This window comes from Corynebacterium sp. HMSC30G07 (assembly GCF_001806945.1).
GTDB classification, from domain to species: Bacteria; Actinomycetota; Actinomycetes; order Mycobacteriales; family Mycobacteriaceae; genus Corynebacterium; species Corynebacterium riegelii.
In genome coordinates this window covers 1,420-20,447 of the sequence record NZ_KV786462.1, presented here as the reverse complement: position 1 = coordinate 20,447, position 19,028 = coordinate 1,420, and the positions used below count along the sequence as shown (strand labels likewise).

At 61.1% G+C, this 19,028-nt stretch carries 20 protein-coding genes; 10 read left to right on the top strand and 10 right to left on the bottom strand.

The genetic code is table 11. The features are described 5' to 3' along the window. Position 1: 1 nt before the first annotated feature. Positions 2 to 724 carry a putative N-acetylmannosamine-6-phosphate 2-epimerase gene (locus tag HMPREF3104_RS05665; RefSeq protein ID WP_070494756.1) on the bottom strand — a complete coding sequence of 241 codons (723 nt, stop codon included), beginning with the start codon at positions 722 to 724 and terminating at the stop codon, positions 2 to 4. A gap of 23 nt (positions 725 to 747) precedes the next feature. Beyond that, complete coding sequence (locus HMPREF3104_RS05660; RefSeq protein WP_070494755.1) at positions 748 to 1,725, bottom strand: ROK family protein; 978 nt, start codon at positions 1,723 to 1,725, stop codon at positions 748 to 750. A gap of 115 nt (positions 1,726 to 1,840) precedes the next feature. On the opposite strand from HMPREF3104_RS05660, the gene HMPREF3104_RS05655 reads away from it, so the two are divergent. Together HMPREF3104_RS05655 and nagB are read left to right on the top strand one after the other, a co-directional pair. Then, complete coding sequence (locus HMPREF3104_RS05655; protein WP_070494754.1) at positions 1,841 to 3,016, top strand: N-acetylglucosamine-6-phosphate deacetylase; 1,176 nt, start codon at positions 1,841 to 1,843, stop codon at positions 3,014 to 3,016. A 22-nt stretch (positions 3,017 to 3,038) separates the two neighbouring features. Then, positions 3,039 to 3,767, top strand: coding sequence for a glucosamine-6-phosphate deaminase (gene nagB / locus HMPREF3104_RS05650; RefSeq protein ID WP_070494753.1), 729 nt, complete (start codon positions 3,039 to 3,041; stop codon positions 3,765 to 3,767). A gap of 8 nt (positions 3,768 to 3,775) precedes the next feature. On the opposite strand, the gene hflX is transcribed toward nagB, so the two are convergent. Next, entirely contained in the window at positions 3,776 to 5,275 is a 1,500-nt protein-coding gene (hflX, locus tag HMPREF3104_RS05645) for a GTPase HflX (protein WP_070494752.1), read from the bottom strand. A 73-nt stretch (positions 5,276 to 5,348) separates the two neighbouring features. Between hflX and HMPREF3104_RS05640 the strand changes: the two genes are divergently transcribed. Both HMPREF3104_RS05640 and HMPREF3104_RS05635 read left to right on the top strand, forming a co-directional pair. Continuing rightward, positions 5,349 to 6,095 (top strand): hypothetical protein, encoded by a 747-nt coding sequence (locus HMPREF3104_RS05640; RefSeq protein WP_070494751.1) that lies wholly within the window; start codon positions 5,349 to 5,351, stop codon positions 6,093 to 6,095. A gap of 15 nt (positions 6,096 to 6,110) precedes the next feature. Continuing rightward, complete coding sequence (locus HMPREF3104_RS05635; protein ID WP_052203963.1) at positions 6,111 to 6,626, top strand: hypothetical protein; 516 nt, start codon at positions 6,111 to 6,113, stop codon at positions 6,624 to 6,626. A 47-nt stretch (positions 6,627 to 6,673) separates the two neighbouring features. Here HMPREF3104_RS05635 and HMPREF3104_RS05630 read toward each other — a convergent pair whose 3' ends face one another. The 4 genes from HMPREF3104_RS05630 to HMPREF3104_RS05615 all read right to left on the bottom strand — a co-directional run bounded on the left by HMPREF3104_RS05630 (position 6,674) and on the right by HMPREF3104_RS05615 (position 9,956). Beyond that, entirely contained in the window at positions 6,674 to 7,390 is a 717-nt protein-coding gene (locus HMPREF3104_RS05630; protein WP_070494750.1) for a hypothetical protein, read from the bottom strand. A 276-nt stretch (positions 7,391 to 7,666) separates the two neighbouring features. Further along, positions 7,667 to 8,467, bottom strand: a complete 801-nt coding sequence (gene dapF, locus HMPREF3104_RS05625) for a diaminopimelate epimerase (protein ID WP_070494749.1) — start codon at positions 8,465 to 8,467, stop codon at positions 7,667 to 7,669. After that, on the bottom strand, positions 8,464 to 9,372 hold the full coding sequence (gene miaA, locus HMPREF3104_RS05620; RefSeq protein WP_070494807.1) for a tRNA (adenosine(37)-N6)-dimethylallyltransferase MiaA: 909 nt from the start codon (positions 9,370 to 9,372) through the stop codon (positions 8,464 to 8,466). The genes dapF and miaA overlap by 4 nt, the downstream gene beginning before the upstream one ends. 5 nt (positions 9,373 to 9,377) lie before the next feature. Continuing rightward, positions 9,378 to 9,956: a hypothetical protein gene (locus HMPREF3104_RS05615; protein ID WP_070494748.1), complete on the bottom strand. Its 579-nt coding sequence runs from the start codon at positions 9,954 to 9,956 to the stop codon at positions 9,378 to 9,380. Between the two features lie 149 nt (positions 9,957 to 10,105). Here HMPREF3104_RS05615 and HMPREF3104_RS05610 point away from each other — a divergent pair, with 149 nt between their 5' ends. Next, complete coding sequence (locus HMPREF3104_RS05610) at positions 10,106 to 11,404, top strand: DUF349 domain-containing protein (protein WP_070494747.1); 1,299 nt, start codon at positions 10,106 to 10,108, stop codon at positions 11,402 to 11,404. After that, on the top strand, positions 11,404 to 12,516 hold the full coding sequence (locus HMPREF3104_RS05605; protein WP_246816365.1) for a GNAT family N-acetyltransferase: 1,113 nt from the start codon (positions 11,404 to 11,406) through the stop codon (positions 12,514 to 12,516). The genes HMPREF3104_RS05610 and HMPREF3104_RS05605 overlap by 1 nt, the downstream gene beginning before the upstream one ends. Here the strand turns inward: HMPREF3104_RS05605 and HMPREF3104_RS05600 are convergent. From HMPREF3104_RS05600 to miaB, 3 genes are all read right to left on the bottom strand, one after another. Further along, complete coding sequence (locus tag HMPREF3104_RS05600) at positions 12,502 to 12,879, bottom strand: hypothetical protein (RefSeq protein WP_070494805.1); 378 nt, start codon at positions 12,877 to 12,879, stop codon at positions 12,502 to 12,504. The two genes, HMPREF3104_RS05605 and HMPREF3104_RS05600, sit on opposite strands and share 15 nt — an antisense overlap. 333 nt (positions 12,880 to 13,212) lie before the next feature. After that, entirely contained in the window at positions 13,213 to 13,854 is a 642-nt protein-coding gene (locus tag HMPREF3104_RS05595) for an Rv2732c family membrane protein (RefSeq protein ID WP_141738144.1), read from the bottom strand. 12 nt (positions 13,855 to 13,866) lie between these two features. After that, a complete protein-coding gene (gene miaB / locus HMPREF3104_RS05590; protein ID WP_083278951.1) occupies positions 13,867 to 15,375 on the bottom strand; it encodes a tRNA (N6-isopentenyl adenosine(37)-C2)-methylthiotransferase MiaB in 1,509 nt (502 codons plus the stop codon). A gap of 144 nt (positions 15,376 to 15,519) precedes the next feature. Here miaB and HMPREF3104_RS05585 point away from each other — a divergent pair, with 144 nt between their 5' ends. The 4 genes from HMPREF3104_RS05585 to HMPREF3104_RS05570 are packed head-to-tail and all read left to right on the top strand — an operon-like array spanning position 15,520 to position 18,865. Next, positions 15,520 to 16,245 (top strand): amino acid ABC transporter ATP-binding protein, encoded by a 726-nt coding sequence (locus tag HMPREF3104_RS05585; protein ID WP_070494744.1) that lies wholly within the window; start codon positions 15,520 to 15,522, stop codon positions 16,243 to 16,245. A 42-nt stretch (positions 16,246 to 16,287) separates the two neighbouring features. Further along, positions 16,288 to 17,175 (top strand): glutamate ABC transporter substrate-binding protein, encoded by an 888-nt coding sequence (locus tag HMPREF3104_RS05580; protein ID WP_052203945.1) that lies wholly within the window; start codon positions 16,288 to 16,290, stop codon positions 17,173 to 17,175. 46 nt (positions 17,176 to 17,221) lie between these two features. Beyond that, a complete protein-coding gene (locus HMPREF3104_RS05575) occupies positions 17,222 to 17,908 on the top strand; it encodes an amino acid ABC transporter permease (RefSeq protein WP_070494743.1) in 687 nt (228 codons plus the stop codon). Next, entirely contained in the window at positions 17,909 to 18,865 is a 957-nt protein-coding gene (locus HMPREF3104_RS05570) for an amino acid ABC transporter permease (protein ID WP_070494742.1), read from the top strand. It begins immediately after the preceding gene. Positions 18,866 to 19,028 lie beyond the last annotated feature (163 nt).

Below are 19,028 nucleotides of genomic sequence, written 5' to 3'. Positions count from 1 at the left end.
GCTAACGCAACAGCGCACCAAACTGCGCCGTAATGAAACCGGGGTCCGTGATTGCGGTGCCCGCGATGACGGCATTGGCCCCGGCAAGCATGCCGTGGGCCACGTCAGCAGGCGTGTAGAAGCGCCCCTCGCTGATAATGAAGGCCGCATCGCCGCAGCGTTCACGGCCCTCGCGCAGGCAGTCGAAATCCGGGCCTGCGGTCTTCTCGCGGTGCTCCGTATACCCGGCGAGCGTGGTGGAAATGATGTCCGCGCCAGCCTCGTAAGCGGCCTCCATTTCCTCCGGCGTGGCGCAATCCGCCATGATGACCACGCCTGCGTCATGCGCGACCTGCACCAAATCGGCGAACGCGGAGCCGTCCGGACGTGGGCGCAGGGTGGCATCCGCGCACACAACAGCCGCGCCTGCCTGCGCCACCGCCGCCACCGACGCCTTCGTGGGGGTGATGTAGACGCCGGTGGCACCCTCCTTGGTCAAGCCGAACACTGGCACGTCAACGGCGTTCGAGATGGAGCCAATGTCCTCCAACCCGCCGTAGCCGCCACAGCGAATCGCCGGGCTACCGCCATCTACGCACGCGCGGGCCACGTGGGTGAGCGTGTGCGTGTCGCGCATCGCGTGCCCCTCGGGCGCCTGCACGGAAACGATGAGCTTGCCGCGGATCGCGTCGTGGATCTCGCGGGCGCGCCCCTCGACGGTTGTTGCGGTGAAGGTGTATGGCATGGCTTGCTCCTTTGCGTTTGCAGCTAAGTGGCGGGGAACTGAGCACGAGCGTAGGCTGCCGCAGCAACTAATGGGGCGTTGCCGCCGAGCGTGCTGGTGCGCACCGGGATGCTCCGGTTCGGCGTAAGTGCGGCGTCACGCAGCGCTCGGGTAAACGGCGCGATGATGGGTTCTCCGATGCCGCAGACTCCCCCACCCAGCACAACGGCAGAAAGGTCGAGGGCACTAACCAGGCCCCCGACGGCACGACCGAACCCGGCAAGGTTGCCATCAATCACTTTGTGCGCCAACGCCTCGCCTGCGTGGTAGCGCTCCATCACTTCACGGAGCGTGACCTGGCCGTCGGATTCCGCAGCCCACACGATGCGTTCTGTGTGCTCCCCCGCCGCCAACGCCCGGTAGTAGGCGGCGAGTGCAGGACCAGACACGACGTTTTCGGCGCGATCTGCCAGGCCGCGGCAATCTTCCACCAGAAATTCTGAGAACTCGCCAGCCGAGCCGGTGGGGCCTCCGAGCAGTTCGCCGCAGTCGACCACCGCACCACCCAAACCTGTGCCCAAGGAAAGATAGAGCACCCGGCCGTTGATATCTTTACCCGCACCGAAGTGGTCTTCACCCCAGGCCCACACGCGCACGTCGTTGTGTACGGCGACCGGGGTGCGCTGCAACCCAGGCACAGCGTTGATCAAGGCGGTGACGTTCGTGCCTGTCCAGCCGGGGATCGTCGGGCCTGCACGCACCACCACGCCGTCATCCGGGCGCACAGTTCCCGGCGCGCCTGCGCCCACCCGCACGATCTCTAATCCCGCGGCGGCGGCTTCCTCTTGGGCAGCTTGAACCGCGAGCGCGATCTGTGTGCAGATCTTGCCGCTGTGCGCGAGCGTTGGGAATCGGCCCTCGCCGACGACTGTTCCCGGACCTGTATCCGAAGCCGTGTCGGCGACCAGGCCGAATGCGATCTTGGTGCCGCCGATGTCTAGTGCCAAAGTCGCCGCGCTCATACCGGTGATCGTACATCATACGAACGGCCCAATTTGGGTGAAAAGTACGGTACCTTGCTATCTCAAGAGCCCTTGCAGGGCGACCTTGAACAACCTGAGCGAACGGAGGACCACTGTGACCGAGAATGCGCCCGATACTGCGGGCAGTACGGGAAGCGGCGTACAACGCGTCCAAGGCCGAATCCTGACCCCGCGAGGAGACCTCGGCTACGGCGAGATCACCTTCGGCGAGCGCATCGAGACTGTCGCAGCCGACGGCGCAGGTGATACACCAGCAGGTACCGCTTTAAATGACACCCTGACATGGGTGCCCGGTTTCATTGATTTGCACAACCATGGCGGTGCGCTCGGCGCGTTTCCCAGCGGTAGCGTGGAGGATTGCCGCAAGGCCGCACAGTACCACCGCTGCCAGGGCACCACGACACTGCTAGCAAGCACCGTTTCCGCTAACCGTGAGGAGCTGTGCACGCAGGTTGAGCGCCTGGCCACCCTCGTAGCGGAAGGTGTGATCCGGGGCATCCACTTGGAAGGCCCGTTCGTCTCTCCCGCCAAGCCGGGTGCGCAGGACCCTTCGCGCATCGTTTCAGGGGACCCGGACATGTTTGAAGCGGTCATTGACGCTTCCGGCGGCACGGTCCGCGCCATTACCTTCGCGCCCGAGACGGAAAACGTCGATGGACTTTTAGAGCTGTGCAAGCGCCACGACATCATCGCTAGCCTGGGCCACACGGACGCGGACTTCGCTACAACGGCGGGCGTGATTGCAAAGGCAAACGCACTCGGCGTAACGGTGACGGCGACGCACCTGTTTAACGCCATGCCGCCGCTGCACCACCGTAAGCCCGGCCCAGTCGGTGCGTTGCTGGCGGCCGCGCGACACGGGAATGCCTACGTGGAGCTGATCGCAGACGGCGTGCATTTAGACGACGCTGTGGTCGATAGCGTCTACGGCGCCGGTGCTTTCGCTGTCAGCGACGCAATGGAGGCCGCCGGCATGTGCGACGGCTGCTACCATCTCGGCCAGCTGGATGTCACGGTCACTGACCGCGTCGCGCGCATTGCCAACGGCGCGATTGCGGGCGGCACCTCCACGATCGCGGAGCAGTTCGCCCGCTTCATCAGCCGCCACGAAGCTGCCCAGGCCGTGCGTTTCACGTCCACTACCGCCGCTGAGGTATTGGGGGATACGACGCTTGGTAACATCGCACCCGGCGCCCGAGCCGACCTTGTCGGCCTCGACGCTGATTTCCGCCCCGTTGCCGTCTACAGCGGCGGAAGCCGGATCACCTAATCTCAGGTTGTACTCTCAAGACATGCACATCATCATCCGTAGCACCCCGGAGGAGGTCGGCCGCGCCGCCGCTGACATCATCGAGCCGTTTGTCCGCAACGGCGGTGTCCTCGGCCTGGCCACCGGCTCCACCCCCACCCCCACCTACCAGGAGCTGATCCGCCGCCACACCGAGGAGGGCTTGAGCTTCGCACATTCCCAGGCTTTTCTTCTCGACGAATACTTGGGGCTGCCCAAAAGCCACAACGAGTCCTACTACGCCACCATCCGCCGCGAGCTGACTGGCCATGTGGACATCCCAGACGCGAAGGTGCATTCCCTAGACAGCACCGCAGCTGAGCCGGCAGCGGCCGCACGCGACTACGAGCAGGCCATCAAAGACGCAGGCGGCGTGGACATCCAGATCTTGGGCATCGGCGCGAACGGCCACATTGCGTTCAATGAGCCGGGCAGTGCGCATGACTCGCGCACCCGCGTGATCAACCTGCACGAGCAGACCATCGCCGATAACGCCCGCTTCTTCGACAGCGAAGACGAGGTACCCCGCCAGGCGTTGACTCAAGGCATCGGCACCATCATGGAGGCCAAGAATCTCATCTTGATCGCCACCGGCGAAAACAAGGCTGACGCCGTCAAAGCGCTCATCGAAGGCCCAGTCAACACCGACAGCCCCGCAAGCGCCATCCAAAACCACCCGAATGTCACCGTGATCCTGGATGAGGCAGCAGCCAGCAAGCTGGCAAAGAACTAGATCACGAACTAAACCACAAACTCGCGGTGTTGTTCGACGAGGACGCGGGGCAGTCGGACGTCGATAAGCGTGCCTTGCTCCTGATACTTCTCTGAACGCACCGTGCCGTGCTCATGCAAGAGCGACACGACATCGCCGCGGGTAAACGGCACCAGCATGGTCACATGCTCGTCGAGAGTGTTGAGGAACATCTCGATTTTGGATTCCAGCTCCGCGATCCCCTCGCCCGTCAGCGCGGAGACAAACACCACGTCACGCCCCGCGTGGTCGAAGGCGTGGCGCAGCTCTGCAAGCACGACGGGGTCGGCCTCATCAATCTTGTTCACCACAACAAGCTCAGGCGGCAGGGTCTCACCGCTTTCGCGGGTGATCTCCGAAAGCACCTCATTAACCGCCTCGATCTGTTTGAGCGGGAACGGGTCAGAGCCGTCCACCACGTGCAGCACCAAATCCGCCCCGGAGACCTCTTCAAGCGTTGATTTGAACGCCTCCACCAGCTGCGTTGGCAGGTGGCGGACAAACCCGACGGTATCGGTAAGCACCACCGAGCGGCCGTCTGCCAACTGGGCTTTGCGTGTGGACGGGTCGAGGGTGGCAAACAGCGCGTCCTCTACCAGCACACCCGCATTAGTCATCGCGTTGATCAGGGAGGACTTGCCGGCGTTGGTGTAGCCCGCAATCGCAATCTTTGGCGTGGTTGAGCGCGCGCGCTGCGCGCGCTTGATCTCACGTGCCGTGGCCATGTCACGCAGCTGGTGGCGCAGCTTCGCCATCTCGGTGCGCAGACGCCGGCGATCTGCCTCAATACGCGTCTCACCAGGACCACGCAGGCCCACACCACCGTTGGAACCAGCGCGACCACCCGCCTGGCGCGAAAGGTTGCCGCCCCAACCACGGGTACGGGTGTAGAGGTATTCCATCTGGGCCAGGCTGACCTGGGCTTTACCTTCCTTGCTCTTCGCGTGCTGGGCGAAGATGTCCAGGATCAGCATGGTGCGGTCAATCACCTTGACCTTCAGCGCTTCCTCCAGTGCCACCATCTGGCCTGGGGAGAGCTCACCGTCAAAGATGACGGTATCCGCACCAGTCGACTGGACGATCTGCGCCAGCTCCTTGACCTTGCCGGAGCCGATGTAAGTGCCCGGATCAGGCTTGTCGCGCTTCTGGTAGAGGATGTCAAGCACCTCGGCGCCTGCGGTATCAGTCAGCGCCGCAAGCTCCATCATGCTGGCTTCCATCTCGGCGGTAGTACCTTCAGTCCACGCGCCGACCAGGATCACCTGCTCCAGGCGGAGTTTGCGGTACTCAACCTCATAGATGTCTTCATGGTCTTCGGAACGGATGCTGGTCTCGCGCGTGAGGCGCCGCAAAGCATTGCGATCCTCTAGATCCAGCGAACCAACAGTGGGGTCATCCGCGCCCACACCAGGCTGCGGGGAGTTGTGGCGAAATGCACGGGCCAAAAGCTCATCGTGAAGCTCATCGTGCTCATTGTCAAACTCAGTCATTGTCATACATCCTAACCAACACGCGCGCCTCCGCCTTTCTTCCCACTGGCTGCGGCGAGTAGGCTGTGTGCCCATGAACACAACGACGGATCTGGCCGCGATCGGCTTGAGTTTCCCCCGCTGGCAGGATGCAGTTGAGGCAGCTATTGCTTCTGGGGCCTTGGCGGTGACAGGTGAGGTCCGCGGTGGCCAGCTCATCCAGTACTCGGATGCTTCCGGCGCGCAGCTGAACATCTTGGCGGTTGAGCCTTTTGCCACCTTCGCTGGTTTTGATGGTGTGACCCGCACGTATGCGCACATCACGCCGCTTGATGATGTTGTGGCGTTGGCCGACATCGTCGACCCCCACGGCAATTCCATGGCCCAGGTGACTATTAACTTGGCTCAGGAGCCTTTGCTTGTGGACGAGGCGCCGCTTTCCTGGCAGGAAACCTCCCTGACCGCGCTGACTCTTGAGCACACCCGCCACGAGTCTGTGGATGCGTACCTTGAGGCGAACCCGGGCAAGGTTGTGGGCGAGGTTGTCTCCCCCGGCGCTGAGGCTGTGGCCAGCGGCGCGCCGAAATCGCCGGATGCTCGGGCGGAGTTCACCGCGCGCGTGTTGAGCGCGGAGTACCGCACCTCCCAGCTGACCGGTCAGCGTTTCATCCACGTGTCTGTGGACGCCGCGTTCCCGTTTGATGTGTGCCTGCCTGACGGCGAGCTTCCGGAGCGCAACAGCGTGATTGCCGGCACTGCGGTGATGGTTGGCTCTATCCCGACTCCGCAGGGCGGCGGCTGCGGTGGGTGTGGTGGTTCCTGCGGCTGCGGGGGCCATTAGCGGAAGGCGCGGTAAATGAGTAAGCCGGACAGGGATTTCTCCATCGCAATCGTCGGCGCGCTGGTGCTGGCGGCTGTGGTGATGCTTGTGGTGCTTTTGCGGGTACCCGGGCTGATCCTGTCCGCCCTGCTTGTAGCTGTTGTGGCTATGGTCGGACGTAGGTATCAGCCGCATCCGGAGGTTGAGGCGATGCGCGCGAGCTTGGGGTATGCGCGCGATGATATCTCCGAGATTCTGGATGCCTACGACCAGTTACTCAACGGCGCTTCCGCCGCCGATGTTGCAGATCGCACACTCCACTTCCCCGCCCTGGCGAATCCGGATAACTCCGTATCCGAGATCAACGAATTCCTCCTCCGGGCGTCGTCTGCCCGCCGGTTCCTCTCGCGTATCGACGCCTACCTGGAAGACCCCACCGTCGACCGCGCACAGCTCGAACGTCTTCTAACTATCGCGGATCAGCGCGCCGCCGAACTTGAAATCGCCTGGGACGACGCACGCCGCGCCGCCCGGGAAATCGGCCCGAGCTAGCGCGGCGAAGAGGTTGCCGCGCTGACGTTAATGCGCGGCTTAACCAACTAGAACGGCAGCTGCGGCAGCATAATTCCCAGCTGCGGCGCCAAGAACGCAATCGCACCAACAACAGCCGCAAGTACGGCAATCACGCCGACAACAATGCCTGCGGTCTTGCCTGCATCGGAATCAGCGGCGCTACCCTGATTGCCATTGCCCGGAGTGCCAGGGGCGGGATTAGTGGCCTTGGTGGGGAAAGCAACCGTACGCTCACCACCCGCGGCGCAAGCTTCGCGCGCCTTGGCGTAGTACGGAGCGTAGTGCTTCGTCCTCGCGTCGACCTTCTTGATGAGAGGGGCTTTCTTAAATCCGGCAACCATCGCCTGTGCGTCCTTTTGCGATACCCCCACTTTGACTAGGTCTTGTACCGTGAAAGAGTTTCCGAGTTCGATCGGTTCGGACTCGACAAAAAGATCGCTCTTCTGAATCTCGGACATAAGCTTTGCGTAATTCTCCCCATCTTTGAGGTTTCCAAAAAAGAGAATTGCCTCCGGAAGGTTTTCTGCAATGTCGCGTGGCATGAACTTCGCGGCTTTCTCGACCAACTTTTCGCCAAGCTCTTGAACTTGGCCCAGCCAATCCGAGACCTCGTCGGGGGAGCCTGACTCCGTCTTCGGCAGAGCCGCCACGTCTGCAACAAACTCCAGGCGCAGTTCCTTCAAGCCTGGGTACACATCCTCAAACAGCCCAAAATAGGCCTCAGTGATCTCTTCAGCTGACACGTAACCAAGGGAATCTACATATGCCTTGTACTCCGCGTCCGTCAGGGTGAGTTTACAGTATGAGTCGGTGTCCTGCTGCTGCTTCGGGCCTACTTCAGCAGCATTGGCAAGGGGGGGCGATGAGCGGTGCCGAAAGGCCGAGGGCCACGGCAGTAGCGATCACTTTGCGTTGCATGGGAGTCTCCTGTCTAAAAGCTGGACGCAAATAATGACAGGAATATCTTAAGCACACCCAATCAGGGTTGCACTGCGAATGCCGCTTTTCTCAGCAAAAGACTACATATCGGCAACCAGCTCGCCGCGGGCGACGATCGTGGACGGGCCCGTCATGGTGGCAACGTCGTTCTCCAACTCCACCTCAATTGCGCCACCGGGCACGTTGACGGTGACGCTGCCGTTTTCAATGCCAGCGTCTGCAAGCGCAGCCTGTGCTGCTGCAACCGTGCCGGTGCCGCAGGATCGGGTCTCCCCTACGCCGCGCTCCCACACGCGCATGTGTACGGCGCCATCGGCAAGCTCGGTGAGCACCTCAACGTTGACACCTTCGGGGAAGAACTCGGGATCAAACTCCGGCTGCACAAAGTCGAGCGCATCCAGCTCATCGGCACTCAAACCTGGGATCACACAGGCCAGGTGCGGATTGCCCACATCCACGCCGATACCGGCGAACTCGAAGGACCCCATGCGAGCCGTAGACACACCGGTAACTTCGACCTCCCCCATGCCGACAGCCACCACAGCATGCTCAGCATCGACGGATAGCACTTTGATGGTTTTCACGCCGGCGCGGGTGTCCACCTCGAACTCGGAGGAATCCTCTAGCCCCTCCGATACGAGGACGTGGGCGAATGCACGGATGCCGTTGCCGCACATCTCCGCAATAGATCCGTCGGCGTTGCGGTAATCCATAAACCAACGCCCCTCATTGCGCACCACGCGCAGCAGGCCATCGCCGCCAATGCCGACGCGCCGGTTGCACAAAAACGCGACCTGCTCGGGGGTGATGTCCAGCTGACCGTCAACGTCAACAATCACCACAAAGTCATTCTCAGTTGCGTGGGCTTTAATGAATTTCACGCATGCGAGTCTAGCGCCGCCAACGCATCCGCAACCAGTGACGGGGATGCGGCATCCAGCCACATAATCCGCGGATCCCGGTTGAACCACGACCGTTGGCGTCGCACGTACCGGCGGGTGCCGGTGATGGTTTGCGTAATGGCGTCGGCAAGCAAAAGCTCCCCATCGAGATACTGCAGCACCTGTGCATACCCGATCGCGCGTCCTGCGGTGGATTCCCGGACCAGTCCTTGGGTGGCAAGGGTACGGACCTCATCAACAAAGCCTGCGTCAAACATCTGCTGGGTACGCAGTTCAATGCGCGGGTTGAGCCACTCAGGTGTGGTGCGAAGCCCAAGGATGCGGGTCCCCCAGCGCGGTGGTGCGTCCTTCGGCGGCTGGGATGCCTGGAAAGGTTTGCCAGTCAGCTCAATTACCTCAAGTGCGCGGACGGTGCGGCGCGGGTCTTTGTCCTCAATAATGCGCGCGGCGGCGGGATCCACCTGGGCAAGCTCCGCGTGCAGGGCATCTACTCCGATTGCTGCCAGGCGCTCCTCATAGCGCGCACGCACCGCGGGGTCAGTGGGCGGGAACGACCAGTTATCAATCAGCGACTGGACATAAAGCATCGAGCCACCAACCAAAATTGGTACGCGCCCGCGCGCCATGATGTCCTCAACCGTGGCCACGGCCTGGGACTGGTACTCGGCAACCGACGCCACACGGGAAACGTCCCAAATATCCAACAGATGATGCGGGATGCCCTCACGCTCATCTACCGGCAACTTCGCCGTGCCAATATCCATGCCGCGATACAGCTGCATCGAATCAACATTGACCACCTCACCGCCAAGCTTGTGTGCCAGCGCAATGCCAAGCGCCGACTTACCCGAGGCAGTCGGGCCAACCACAGCAATCGGAGTCACAGTCTCTACCACGTCCACACCCCCACATAGCGGCCAACGCCAAGCGAATCATCCGCAGCCAACAACGTCTGCTTAACCGGCGAAAGTGCAGCGAGCTCGTGCCACAGCTCAGGCTGTAACACCCCGCCTTCAAGCGGCGGCAGCGGCGCGTTACCTGCGATAAACGCTTGCAATCCTTCGTGCGTCTCACCCGCGCCGGGCACAAGCGCCAGGGGCGCTCGCGGGGTTACACCCGCCGGGCCATCCACCACCACAACGGTCAGCGCCTCTGGGTCGAGCTGACCGATCTTCTCACGCGCGGGCCGGTAGTCACGGTCCCCCAACACGTAACGCACCACGAGCTCACCCAAGTGGTTACCGCCGCCCACCTGCACCTGTGGCGCTCCCCACGCACGCAGACTGCCTGTGTGCGCGGTGTAAGAGCCCTCATCTAACGGGCAGACAATGTCTACCGGCACACCATCTGGCACAGCATCTAGCACAGTGTCGCGGATGGTGCGGGTGAGGTGGTGCGACGCGGCGTCGATAAGCGAAAGCTCCTGCACCAACGCCGGCGAGCCCGGAACAATGAATAAGGTAGGCACACAAACCACCCTAGCCAGCCGCCAGGCGCGGTAAAGTTCAGGGAACGACCTTATGGCAGCCGCGTCGCGCGGCACTGGAGAAAGGATCCGCCGTGACCACCCCAACCACACCCTCCCCTACCGGCAACAACCGTCCCTCACCGGCAGCAATGCCTGGCCGCACGCCCAAACCAGGGCCGGGACCACGCCCACAGGCACCAGTTGCGCCGGCTTCGCCGCAGATAAATACCGAGGAAGCAGCAAAGTTTGGGCGCGTGGATGAAAACGGCACCGTCTTTGTCACCCGCGGCGGCCAAGAGCGCGAGATCGGTTCTTGGCAGGCAGGTACCCCTGAAGAGGGGTTGGCGCACTACGTGCAGCGCTTCGCGGACATTGTGACTGAGGCAGAGGTTCTGGAAACCCGCCTGGTTGCCCACCCGGAGGACGCCAACCAGATCGCCAAAAACGCCCAAGACCTGAAGGAATCGCTGGCTACGGCTGCGGCAATCGGTGATTTTGATGCGCTTGAGGCGCGCCTGGATACCGTCATTGCCAACACCGCTGAGGCTGGCGAGAAGGCCAAGGAAGCCAAAGCTGCACGCCGTGCAGAGGCAATCTCTCGCAAGGAAGCACTTGCCGCTGAGGCTGAGGACCTGGCGGAAAACTCCACCGACTGGAAGGCCGCGGGCGATCGCATCCGCGACATTTTGGAAGAGTGGCGCACCATCCGCGGCATTGACCGCAAGACGGATGACGCATTGTGGAAGCGCTACTCGCGTGCCCGCGACGGCTTCAACCGCCGCCGCGGCAGCCACTTCGCTGAGCTGGACCGTGGCCGTGCGGCTGCAAAGAAGGCGAAGGAAGAGCTGGTGGAGCGCGCCGAAGCACTGAAGGAATCCACCGATTGGAACGAAACCGCGCGCGCGTTCCGCGACCTGATGAAGGAATGGAAGGCCGCAGGCCGTGCCCCGCGCGATGTGGATGACAAGCTGTGGGAGCGTTTCCGCAGCGCGCAGGATCACTTCTTTGATGCCCGCAACGCGGTCAACGCTGAGCGCGACAAGGAGTTTGAGGCCAACGCCCAAGCCAAGGATGCGCTGCTCGCTGAGTATGACGCGCTGATTGACCCGGCAAAGGGCCTCGGCGCGGCAAAGGCAAAGCTGCGTGAGCTGCAGGATAAGTGGGAAGAGATCGGCTTCGTGCCGCGCGGCAAGGTCCGTGAGTACGAAGACAAGATTGCGCGTGTGGAAAAGCGCGTGGCTGACGCTGAGGATTCCCGCTGGCGCCGCAGCGACCCGGCTGCCCAGGAGAAGGTCAACCAGTTCCAGGTCAAGGCTGATGACTTGGTCAAGCAGGCCGAAGCAGCTGAGGCGAAGGGTGACGCGAAGAAGGCTGCTGAGCTGCGTGAGCAGGCGAAGCAGTGGCAGGAGTTTGCAGACGTAGCTGCGAAGGCAGCGAACGACCGCTAGTGCAGGCTCTGCAGTATGTGCCCCGGCAGGGCGGCGAGTTTGATGAGGCCGTTGTCGGGGCTTACGCCTTTTCCGCAACGCTGGCGATCCAGGACATCACCGGCCTGGCCACCTCTGGGGTAACGCCGGCGCACATTGCGAAGCGTATGGAGGCCTCCGCCGAGTCCAGGGCGCTGCTCTTCGCGTTGACTTCGCGCGAGGCACTGCGCCCAGTGGGCCCACTTGGCTTCCCGCTGCTCACCAGCGATGACCTGTTCGATGTGGAGGCTTGGGTATTTGTCTCTTTGCCCCTGCTTGAGGACGTCACGGTGATCGAAGCCAACGTCACCCTCGACGCATCCATCGCCCCGCTTCCCGGCGAGGAGGTACCAGCCGCACCGTGGCATGGGGCTTTCATGCTTATCGACGCCTTATCGCACGCCCTCAACCGCCCCACCCGCCAAATCTGGGTGACCCATTGCCCAGGCGCCTGGATTCCCCCAGGTGCCGTCGAAGCTGGCTATGTGCAGGCGTTTCGGGAAGACCAGGCGGTGTTCGAGGCAGACGCGGTGGAGAAGCTGGCGGCGTTGAAGGATCTGGCAGCATCGGAGTTTTCCATCAATGTGGCAGAGGGGCCGGGCTTTGCCGGGTTCGAAGCACCCGTTGGTTCTGATAGCAGGGACGCGGCCGCGTTTGGTGCGCTGCTCTCTGCAGCCTCACGCGATTACCCGCGGGGCGAGCTACAGCTTGAGCCAATTGAGTGGGATCTGCAACGCATCATCGATGCGGGTGCGCGGCTTAAGGATCGTGGTGGTGCGCAGCTGACCGGTATTGCCTTGGCCAGCGGCGAGCGCCAGTACGTAGGTCTTTGCGAGGCCGTGCATTACACACACGACTCCGACGCCGTGTGTGAGCTCGGTCTGATCTACGTCCTGCCGGAATTCCGCGGCCGCGGCATCGGCGAAGCACTGGTTAGGGCAACGGTTTCCGCCGCGCGGAAACACTGGGAAGACCTCAAAACCGTCTACGTCTCTTATCCTGCGGAATCCGCAGGTGCTCGTGCGATCGCGGAAACACTCGGCGCCAGTGTGGTCTCCTCCACCACCGCCTGGCAGCGCCTAGCCCGCGGCTAACGCTGCGGCTCGCTGGTAGGAGACGCCCAAGAGCTGCCCCATTTCACGAACGGAGAACCCTTCCTCCTTCATGCGAGCCGCGAATCGACGACTTGCCGTACTTGCTCGTTCGGCAATCTCATTTGCTTCGCGTTTCAGTTCCAACGCCTCGTCCCTGAGCGAATCAAGTTCCGCTCCGAGTACCGGTTGAATTTCAATTTTGAACTCAGATTCTTCAAGGCCCGATTGGTACGCAATTGCTTCGCGCACTTCCTCTTCAGCATCCCCAAGCCTCTTCGTCTGTGAGACAACCCCAAGTTCCCGGCATTCCAACACCCAAACCGGGTTTTTGCCGCGCTCTGCTGTCACCGTAAACGTCTTCATTTTCTCCACCACCCTTTGCCTAGCTCATTCGCAAACTGATCAAAAAACTTGCGCGCAGTAACGTCATCAATTTCTTTATGACGTCCCAACGTGCGAGTAGTTGTACCGACGCGAAACGCGTCGTGGCGCTTCAAACGTATTTCTTCGAACGGTAGACCCAACCTGCGAGCTTCCGTTCTTAGCTTCTTAATTACAGCACTACGCTTCACCGTGTCAACCCCCCACTCCTAACATTGTCAATAGCTATTTACGCATTAGTTGTTAAGTATGCGTAACCCTCTAGGTATTTGACTGTTTTAGGAATGGGTTGGTTCCCTACCGTGAAGACTTTTCTTAACCCTGCTCGTGCGTCCGCTTGTGGCGTTCGGCGGCGCGGGCGCGTCGGTCGTCCACAAGCAAAGGGTTCAGGGGTTTGGTGGCTGCTTCACGCTGCAATAGCGAAAGCTCATCGGATTCCTGCACCGCGGCGCGCTCCACGGTGATCGCCTGCTGCTCGTCCGAACGTCGGATAATTGCTGGAGCATAAGCCAGTGCTGCGACGAGCACAGCGACCATGGCCAGGTATGCGCCAACACCGTGCGGCTCGCCGCCACTAGCAGCCGCCGCGTTGCGCAGCCACACCGAGAACATGGCAAAGACGAGGGAAATCACCGTAAGCACCCACCCCAGCGCAGCCAGTCCGTAGCGGCGGGCAAGCATGGCGATCGTGGTCACCACGCCCAGGCCCGCGAAGGAAATCCACGTAAACAGGTACTCAGTCATGTTGACGTTGGACGCCTGCGCGGCACTACTCCGGATCAGCACCTGCACGCCCGAAGTTGCTCCGACAAACGGCAAAAACAGCGCAACCAGGTAAATGGCAGCGCAAGCGATAAGGACCCAGCGGTACGGGCCATCGGCAAGGCGAGCGCCCGTGCGGCGCTCCTCGGCGGCTAGGGCATCTGCGGTGGAATTCATAGAAGCAGTGGAAGTCATGGTGTCTTTAGCCTACGCGGAACAGCAACCGTCGTTACTCGCCTGCACCTTCGGCCCACCGACGGACGGCAAGCCTAGGCCCACGCCGATCGGCGCGGTGGTTGGCACCTGACCAAGCTCAGAGTTATCGCCGGCCTTGGTGCGGCGGTGGTTATGCACACCGGAGTCGGCGATGAGGAAGTGCGTCTTCGCGTCCGTAATGGTGACGGTGACGTAGTCACCAGGGCGAATGTCGCCGTCGATCTCGCCCTCCGGCGCGAAATGCACCAAGCGGCCATCACGTGCGCGCCCAGACATACGGTGCGTGCGGTCGTTCTTGCGCCCACCGTCAGCCTGGACTAACAGCTCCTGCTCAGTGCCTACCAGCTTGGCGTTTTCCTCCGCCGAGATCCTGTCCTGCAGTGCGATCAGGCGCTCGAAGCGCTCCTGGACCACCTGCTTCGGAACCTGGTTTTCCATCTCCGCGGCGGGGGTGCCGGGGCGCGGCGAGTACTGGAACGTATACGCCGAGGTAAACCGGGACTTCTCCACAACATCCAAGGTGTCCTGGAAGTCCTCCTCGGTCTCACCGGGGAAGCCCACGATGATGTCCGTAGTAATGGAGGCGTGCGGGATCTTTTCGCGCACCTCGTCCAGAATGGCCAGGAACTTCTTCGAGCGGTACGAGCGGCGCATCTCTTTAAGCACCTTGTCAGAGCCCGACTGCAACGGCATGTGCAGCTGCGGGCAGACATTTGGGGTTTCCGCCATCGCATCGATCACGTCAGAGGTGAACTCTGCCGGGTGCGGGGACGTGAAGCGCACGCGCTCAAGGCCTTTAATATCACCGCAGGCACGCAGGAGCTTGGAAAACGCCGAGCGGTCACGCTCCACGTCGGGGTCTGCAAAGTTCACACCATAGGCGTTGACGTTCTGGCCGAGCAGGGTGATTTCGGACACGCCACCGTCCACAAGCATCTGCACCTCAGCCAGAATCTCCTCCGGCCTGCGGTCGAGCTCCTTGCCGCGTAGGGACGGCACGATGCAGAACGTACACGTGTTGTTACAGCCCACCGACACAGAAACCCATCCGGCATACGAGCTCTCGCGCTTCGCTGGAAGCACCGACGGAAACGCCTCAAGCGCCTCAACAATCTCTACCTGGGCTGCCTCTTCCACCCGGGCGCGCTCTAACAGGGTCGGCAGTGCGGCGAGGTTGTGCGTACCAAACACGGCATCCACCCACGGTGCTTGGGAAATCACCGCGTCTTTATCTTTTTGCGCAAGGCAGCCACCCACGGCAATCTGCATCCCCGGGTGGGTTTCTTTGGTGTGCTTCAGCGCCCCAAGTGTGCCGTAGAGACGCTTGTCCGCGTTCTCACGCACGGCACAGGTGTTAAACACCACAAGGTCCGGAGTATCGCCTTCAGGCACGGCGATATAACCAGCATCCTCAAGCATGCCGGAGAGACGTTCAGAGTCATGCACATTCATCTGGCAACCAAACGTGCGGACTTCATACGTACGGGCAGTAGGTTTCATCGGCGTAGACACGGCAAGGAGTCTAATGCCGCACAACAGGGGGAGGAAAATGCCAGCGAATTATAAAGATTTGGTCAAACTTGTCATTCAGCTCACTTTCATCCGGTATATGTATTCGACATGACACAGGCGAGTACGCAGCCAATGATCCGTATTGCCGGAGTGGAGAAGCACTTCGGCGATTTTCATGCACTGAAAAACATCAACCTCGAAGTTCCTCGCGGGCAGGTGATTGTGGTGCTGGGACCGTCGGGCTCCGGTAAATCCACCCTGTGTCGCACGATCAACCGTCTCGAAACTATTGATGACGGCGTGATCGAAATCGACGGCGAAAAGTTGCCGGAGGAAGGCAAAGACCTGGCCCGCCTGCGCTCTGAAGTGGGCATGGTGTTCCAGTCGTTCAATCTCTTCCCCCACCTGACTATTCGTGACAACGTCACCCTGGGCCCAATCAAGGTCCGCAAAACGAAGAAAGCAGACGCCGCACGCCGTGCCGATGAGCTGCTGGACCGCGTGGGCATCGCCGCACAGGCCAGCAAGTACCCGGCGCAGCTTTCCGGTGGTCAGCAGCAGCGCGTAGCTATTGCTCGTGCGCTGGCCATGGAGCCGAAGGTCATGCTTTTCGACGAGCCGACGTCCGCCCTCGACCCCGAGATGGTGGGCGAAGTGCTCGACGTTATGTCCGAGCTGGCAGCCTCCGGCATGACCATGATCGTGGTCACCCACGAGATGGGCTTTGCCCGCAAGGTGGCTGACCGCATCATCTTCATGGCTGACGGCGAGATTGTTGAAGACACGGACCCTGAGTCCTTCTTCACCAACCCGCAGTCCAATCGTGCCAAGGACTTCCTGGGCAAAATTCTGCACTAATCGCTTTCCAAACATTTCTGTTTCACAACAAGGAGTTTCCTGATGAACCGTGCATTCCGCGTATTGGCAGCTACCACTGCCGCTGCATTGAGCCTGTCCCTCGCCGCCTGCGGTGGTTCTGACAGCTCCGATTCCGCCGACGGTGCTGGCGGCAGCCTGCTGGCCAACATTGAGGCTGGCAAGGTCACCCTGGGCACCAAGTTTGACCAGCCGGGTCTTGGCCTGCGTGAGCCTGACGGCTCCATGACCGGCCTGGACGTTGACGTTGCTACTTACGTGGTCAACTCCATTGCTAAGGACAACGGTTGGGCTGAGCCGGAGATCACCTGGCGCGAGACCCCGTCCGCACAGCGTGAGACCCTCATCTCCAACGGCGAGGTGGACATGATCACCGCCACCTACTCCATCAACAAGTCCCGCGCTGAGAGCGTGAACTTCGGCGGCCCGTACCTGCTGACCCACCAGGCTCTCCTGATCCAGGATGCCAACACCGACATCAACGGCCTGGATGACCTTGACGGCAAGATCCTGTGCTCCGTGAGCGGTTCCACCCCAGCTCAGAAGGTTAAGGACGCTCTCCCGGGCGTTCAGCTGCAGGAGTATGACACCTACTCCTCCTGTGTTGAGGCTCTGCGCCAGGGCAACGTTGACGCTCTGACCACCGACGCAACCATTCTCGGCGGTTACGCAGCACAGTCCCCGGGCACCTTCAAGCTCGTTGAGCTGGAGAAGGACGGCGAGCCGTTCACCAACGAGTACTACGGCATCGGCCTGAAGAAGGACGACGCTGCAGGCACCGAGGCAATCAACAAGGCGCTGCAGGCAATGTACGACGACGGTTCCTTTGACAAGTTCGTTGACGAAAACATTGACGGCGGCACCGGCGTTACCAAGGAAACCCCTGGTGACCTCTCCTTCCTGGAGAAGTAAAACGCCACCTTTCACCCGCATCGTTAGTCTTTAGGGAGAACAAGCAATGGATGCACTCTGGGCAGATCTTTTGCCCAAACTTTGGCCAGCTTTCTGGACCACGATCAAGCTGACGGTGTACTCCGCCATCGGGTCGCTGGTATTCGGAACCCTGTTGACGGCGATGCGGGTCTCCCCCGTTGGGATTTTGCGTTCCCTGTCTGCTTTCTACATCAACACAGTGCGCAACACCCCACTGACGCTGGTTATCATCTTCTGCTCCTTTGGTCTGTACCAAAACCTGGGATTGCAGTTGGCGAGCCGCGATTCCAGCACCTTCCTTGTGGATCAAAACTTCCGCCTGGCAGTGTTGGGCTTTATCCTCTACACCTCGTGCTTTGTGGCGGAATCTTTGCGAAGCGGTATTAACACCGTGCATTTCGGGCAGGCCGAAGCTGCTCGTTCCTTAGGTTTGAGCTTCGGCCAGACGTTTTCCACCATTATTTTCCCGCAAGCATGGCGTGCAGCGTTAGTGCCGTTAGGCAACACGCTGATCGCTCTGACGAAGAACACGACCATTGCTTCTGCAATCGGCGTTGCTGAGGCTTCGCTGTTGATGAAGTCCACGATTGAGTTCCACGCCAATGAGCTGTTCATCATCTTCGGCGTGTTCGCTGTTGGCTTCATCATCCTGACCCTGCCCATCGGCCTGATCATTGGCCGCGCAGCTGAGAAAATGGCGGTGAAGAAGTAAATGGCTACCTCTAACGCAGTACGCGCAACTGTTCTTTATGACGCGCCAGGCCCGAAGGCCATCCAGCGCAACCGCATCTACACTGTCATCACCATTGCGCTCATGGCACTTGCGTTGTGGTGGGTACTGTCCACCCTGGGCGACAAGGGCCAGCTGGATGCAGCCAAGTGGCGCCCATTCCTCGACGGCAACACGTGGAAAACCTACATCCTCCCCGGTCTTTGGGGCACGGTTAAAGCCGCTGTAACAAGCATCATCTTCGCCATTGTTTTTGGCGTAATCTTCGGCCTTGGACGGCTGAGCGAAAACCGCCTCGTGCGTGGCTTCTGCGCTGTGATTGTGGAGTTCTTCCGCGCCATCCCAGTGCTGCTGCTCATGATCTTCGCCTACCAGCTTTTCGCGCTGTACAAGATGGTGCCGCCAAGTGGTCTTGCGTTTTGGGCGGTTGTGGTTGCGCTGACGCTATACAACGGCTCTGTTATCGCAGAGATCCTGCGCGCCGGCATCAACTCTCTCCCCAAGGGCCAGACTGAGGCGGCCCGTGCACTTGGTATGTCGCACTGGCAGACGATGTGGACGATTCTCTTGCCACAGTCTGTGGCTGCGATGCTGCCAGCGCTGATTGCCCAGATGGTCATTGCGCTGAAGGATACCGCGCTTGGCTACCAGATTGGCTACATCGAGGTTGTCCGCTCCGGCATCCAGTCCGCGTCTGCGAACCAGAACTTCCTCGCCTCCCTGTTTGTGGTCGGCGTGATCATGATCCTGATCAACTTCGCACTTACCGCCCTGGCGGAGCGTGTGGAACGCCAGCTGCGCGCAGGCCGTGCACGCCGCAACATCTTTGCCAAGGTGCCCGAGGCTGCCGGCGCAGGTGTCGGCTTAGACACCAAGGACACAGTCAACGTGGACTGGAAGGCCCCGGGCTACAAGCAGATCGAGAACCCGGACGAGTAGCTTCTCGACGAACAAGCTCCCGTGATGCGCGCATCAGTCGAAAGACTCGATGCGCGCTTTTAGTTTGACTTGGTGCACAGTTTGTGCGGTGAAGATCACTCTTGTCGTTGTACCCTGTGGGTTTTACCTGACTTAGGCCATGGGTGGGTGAGCAACGTCACTC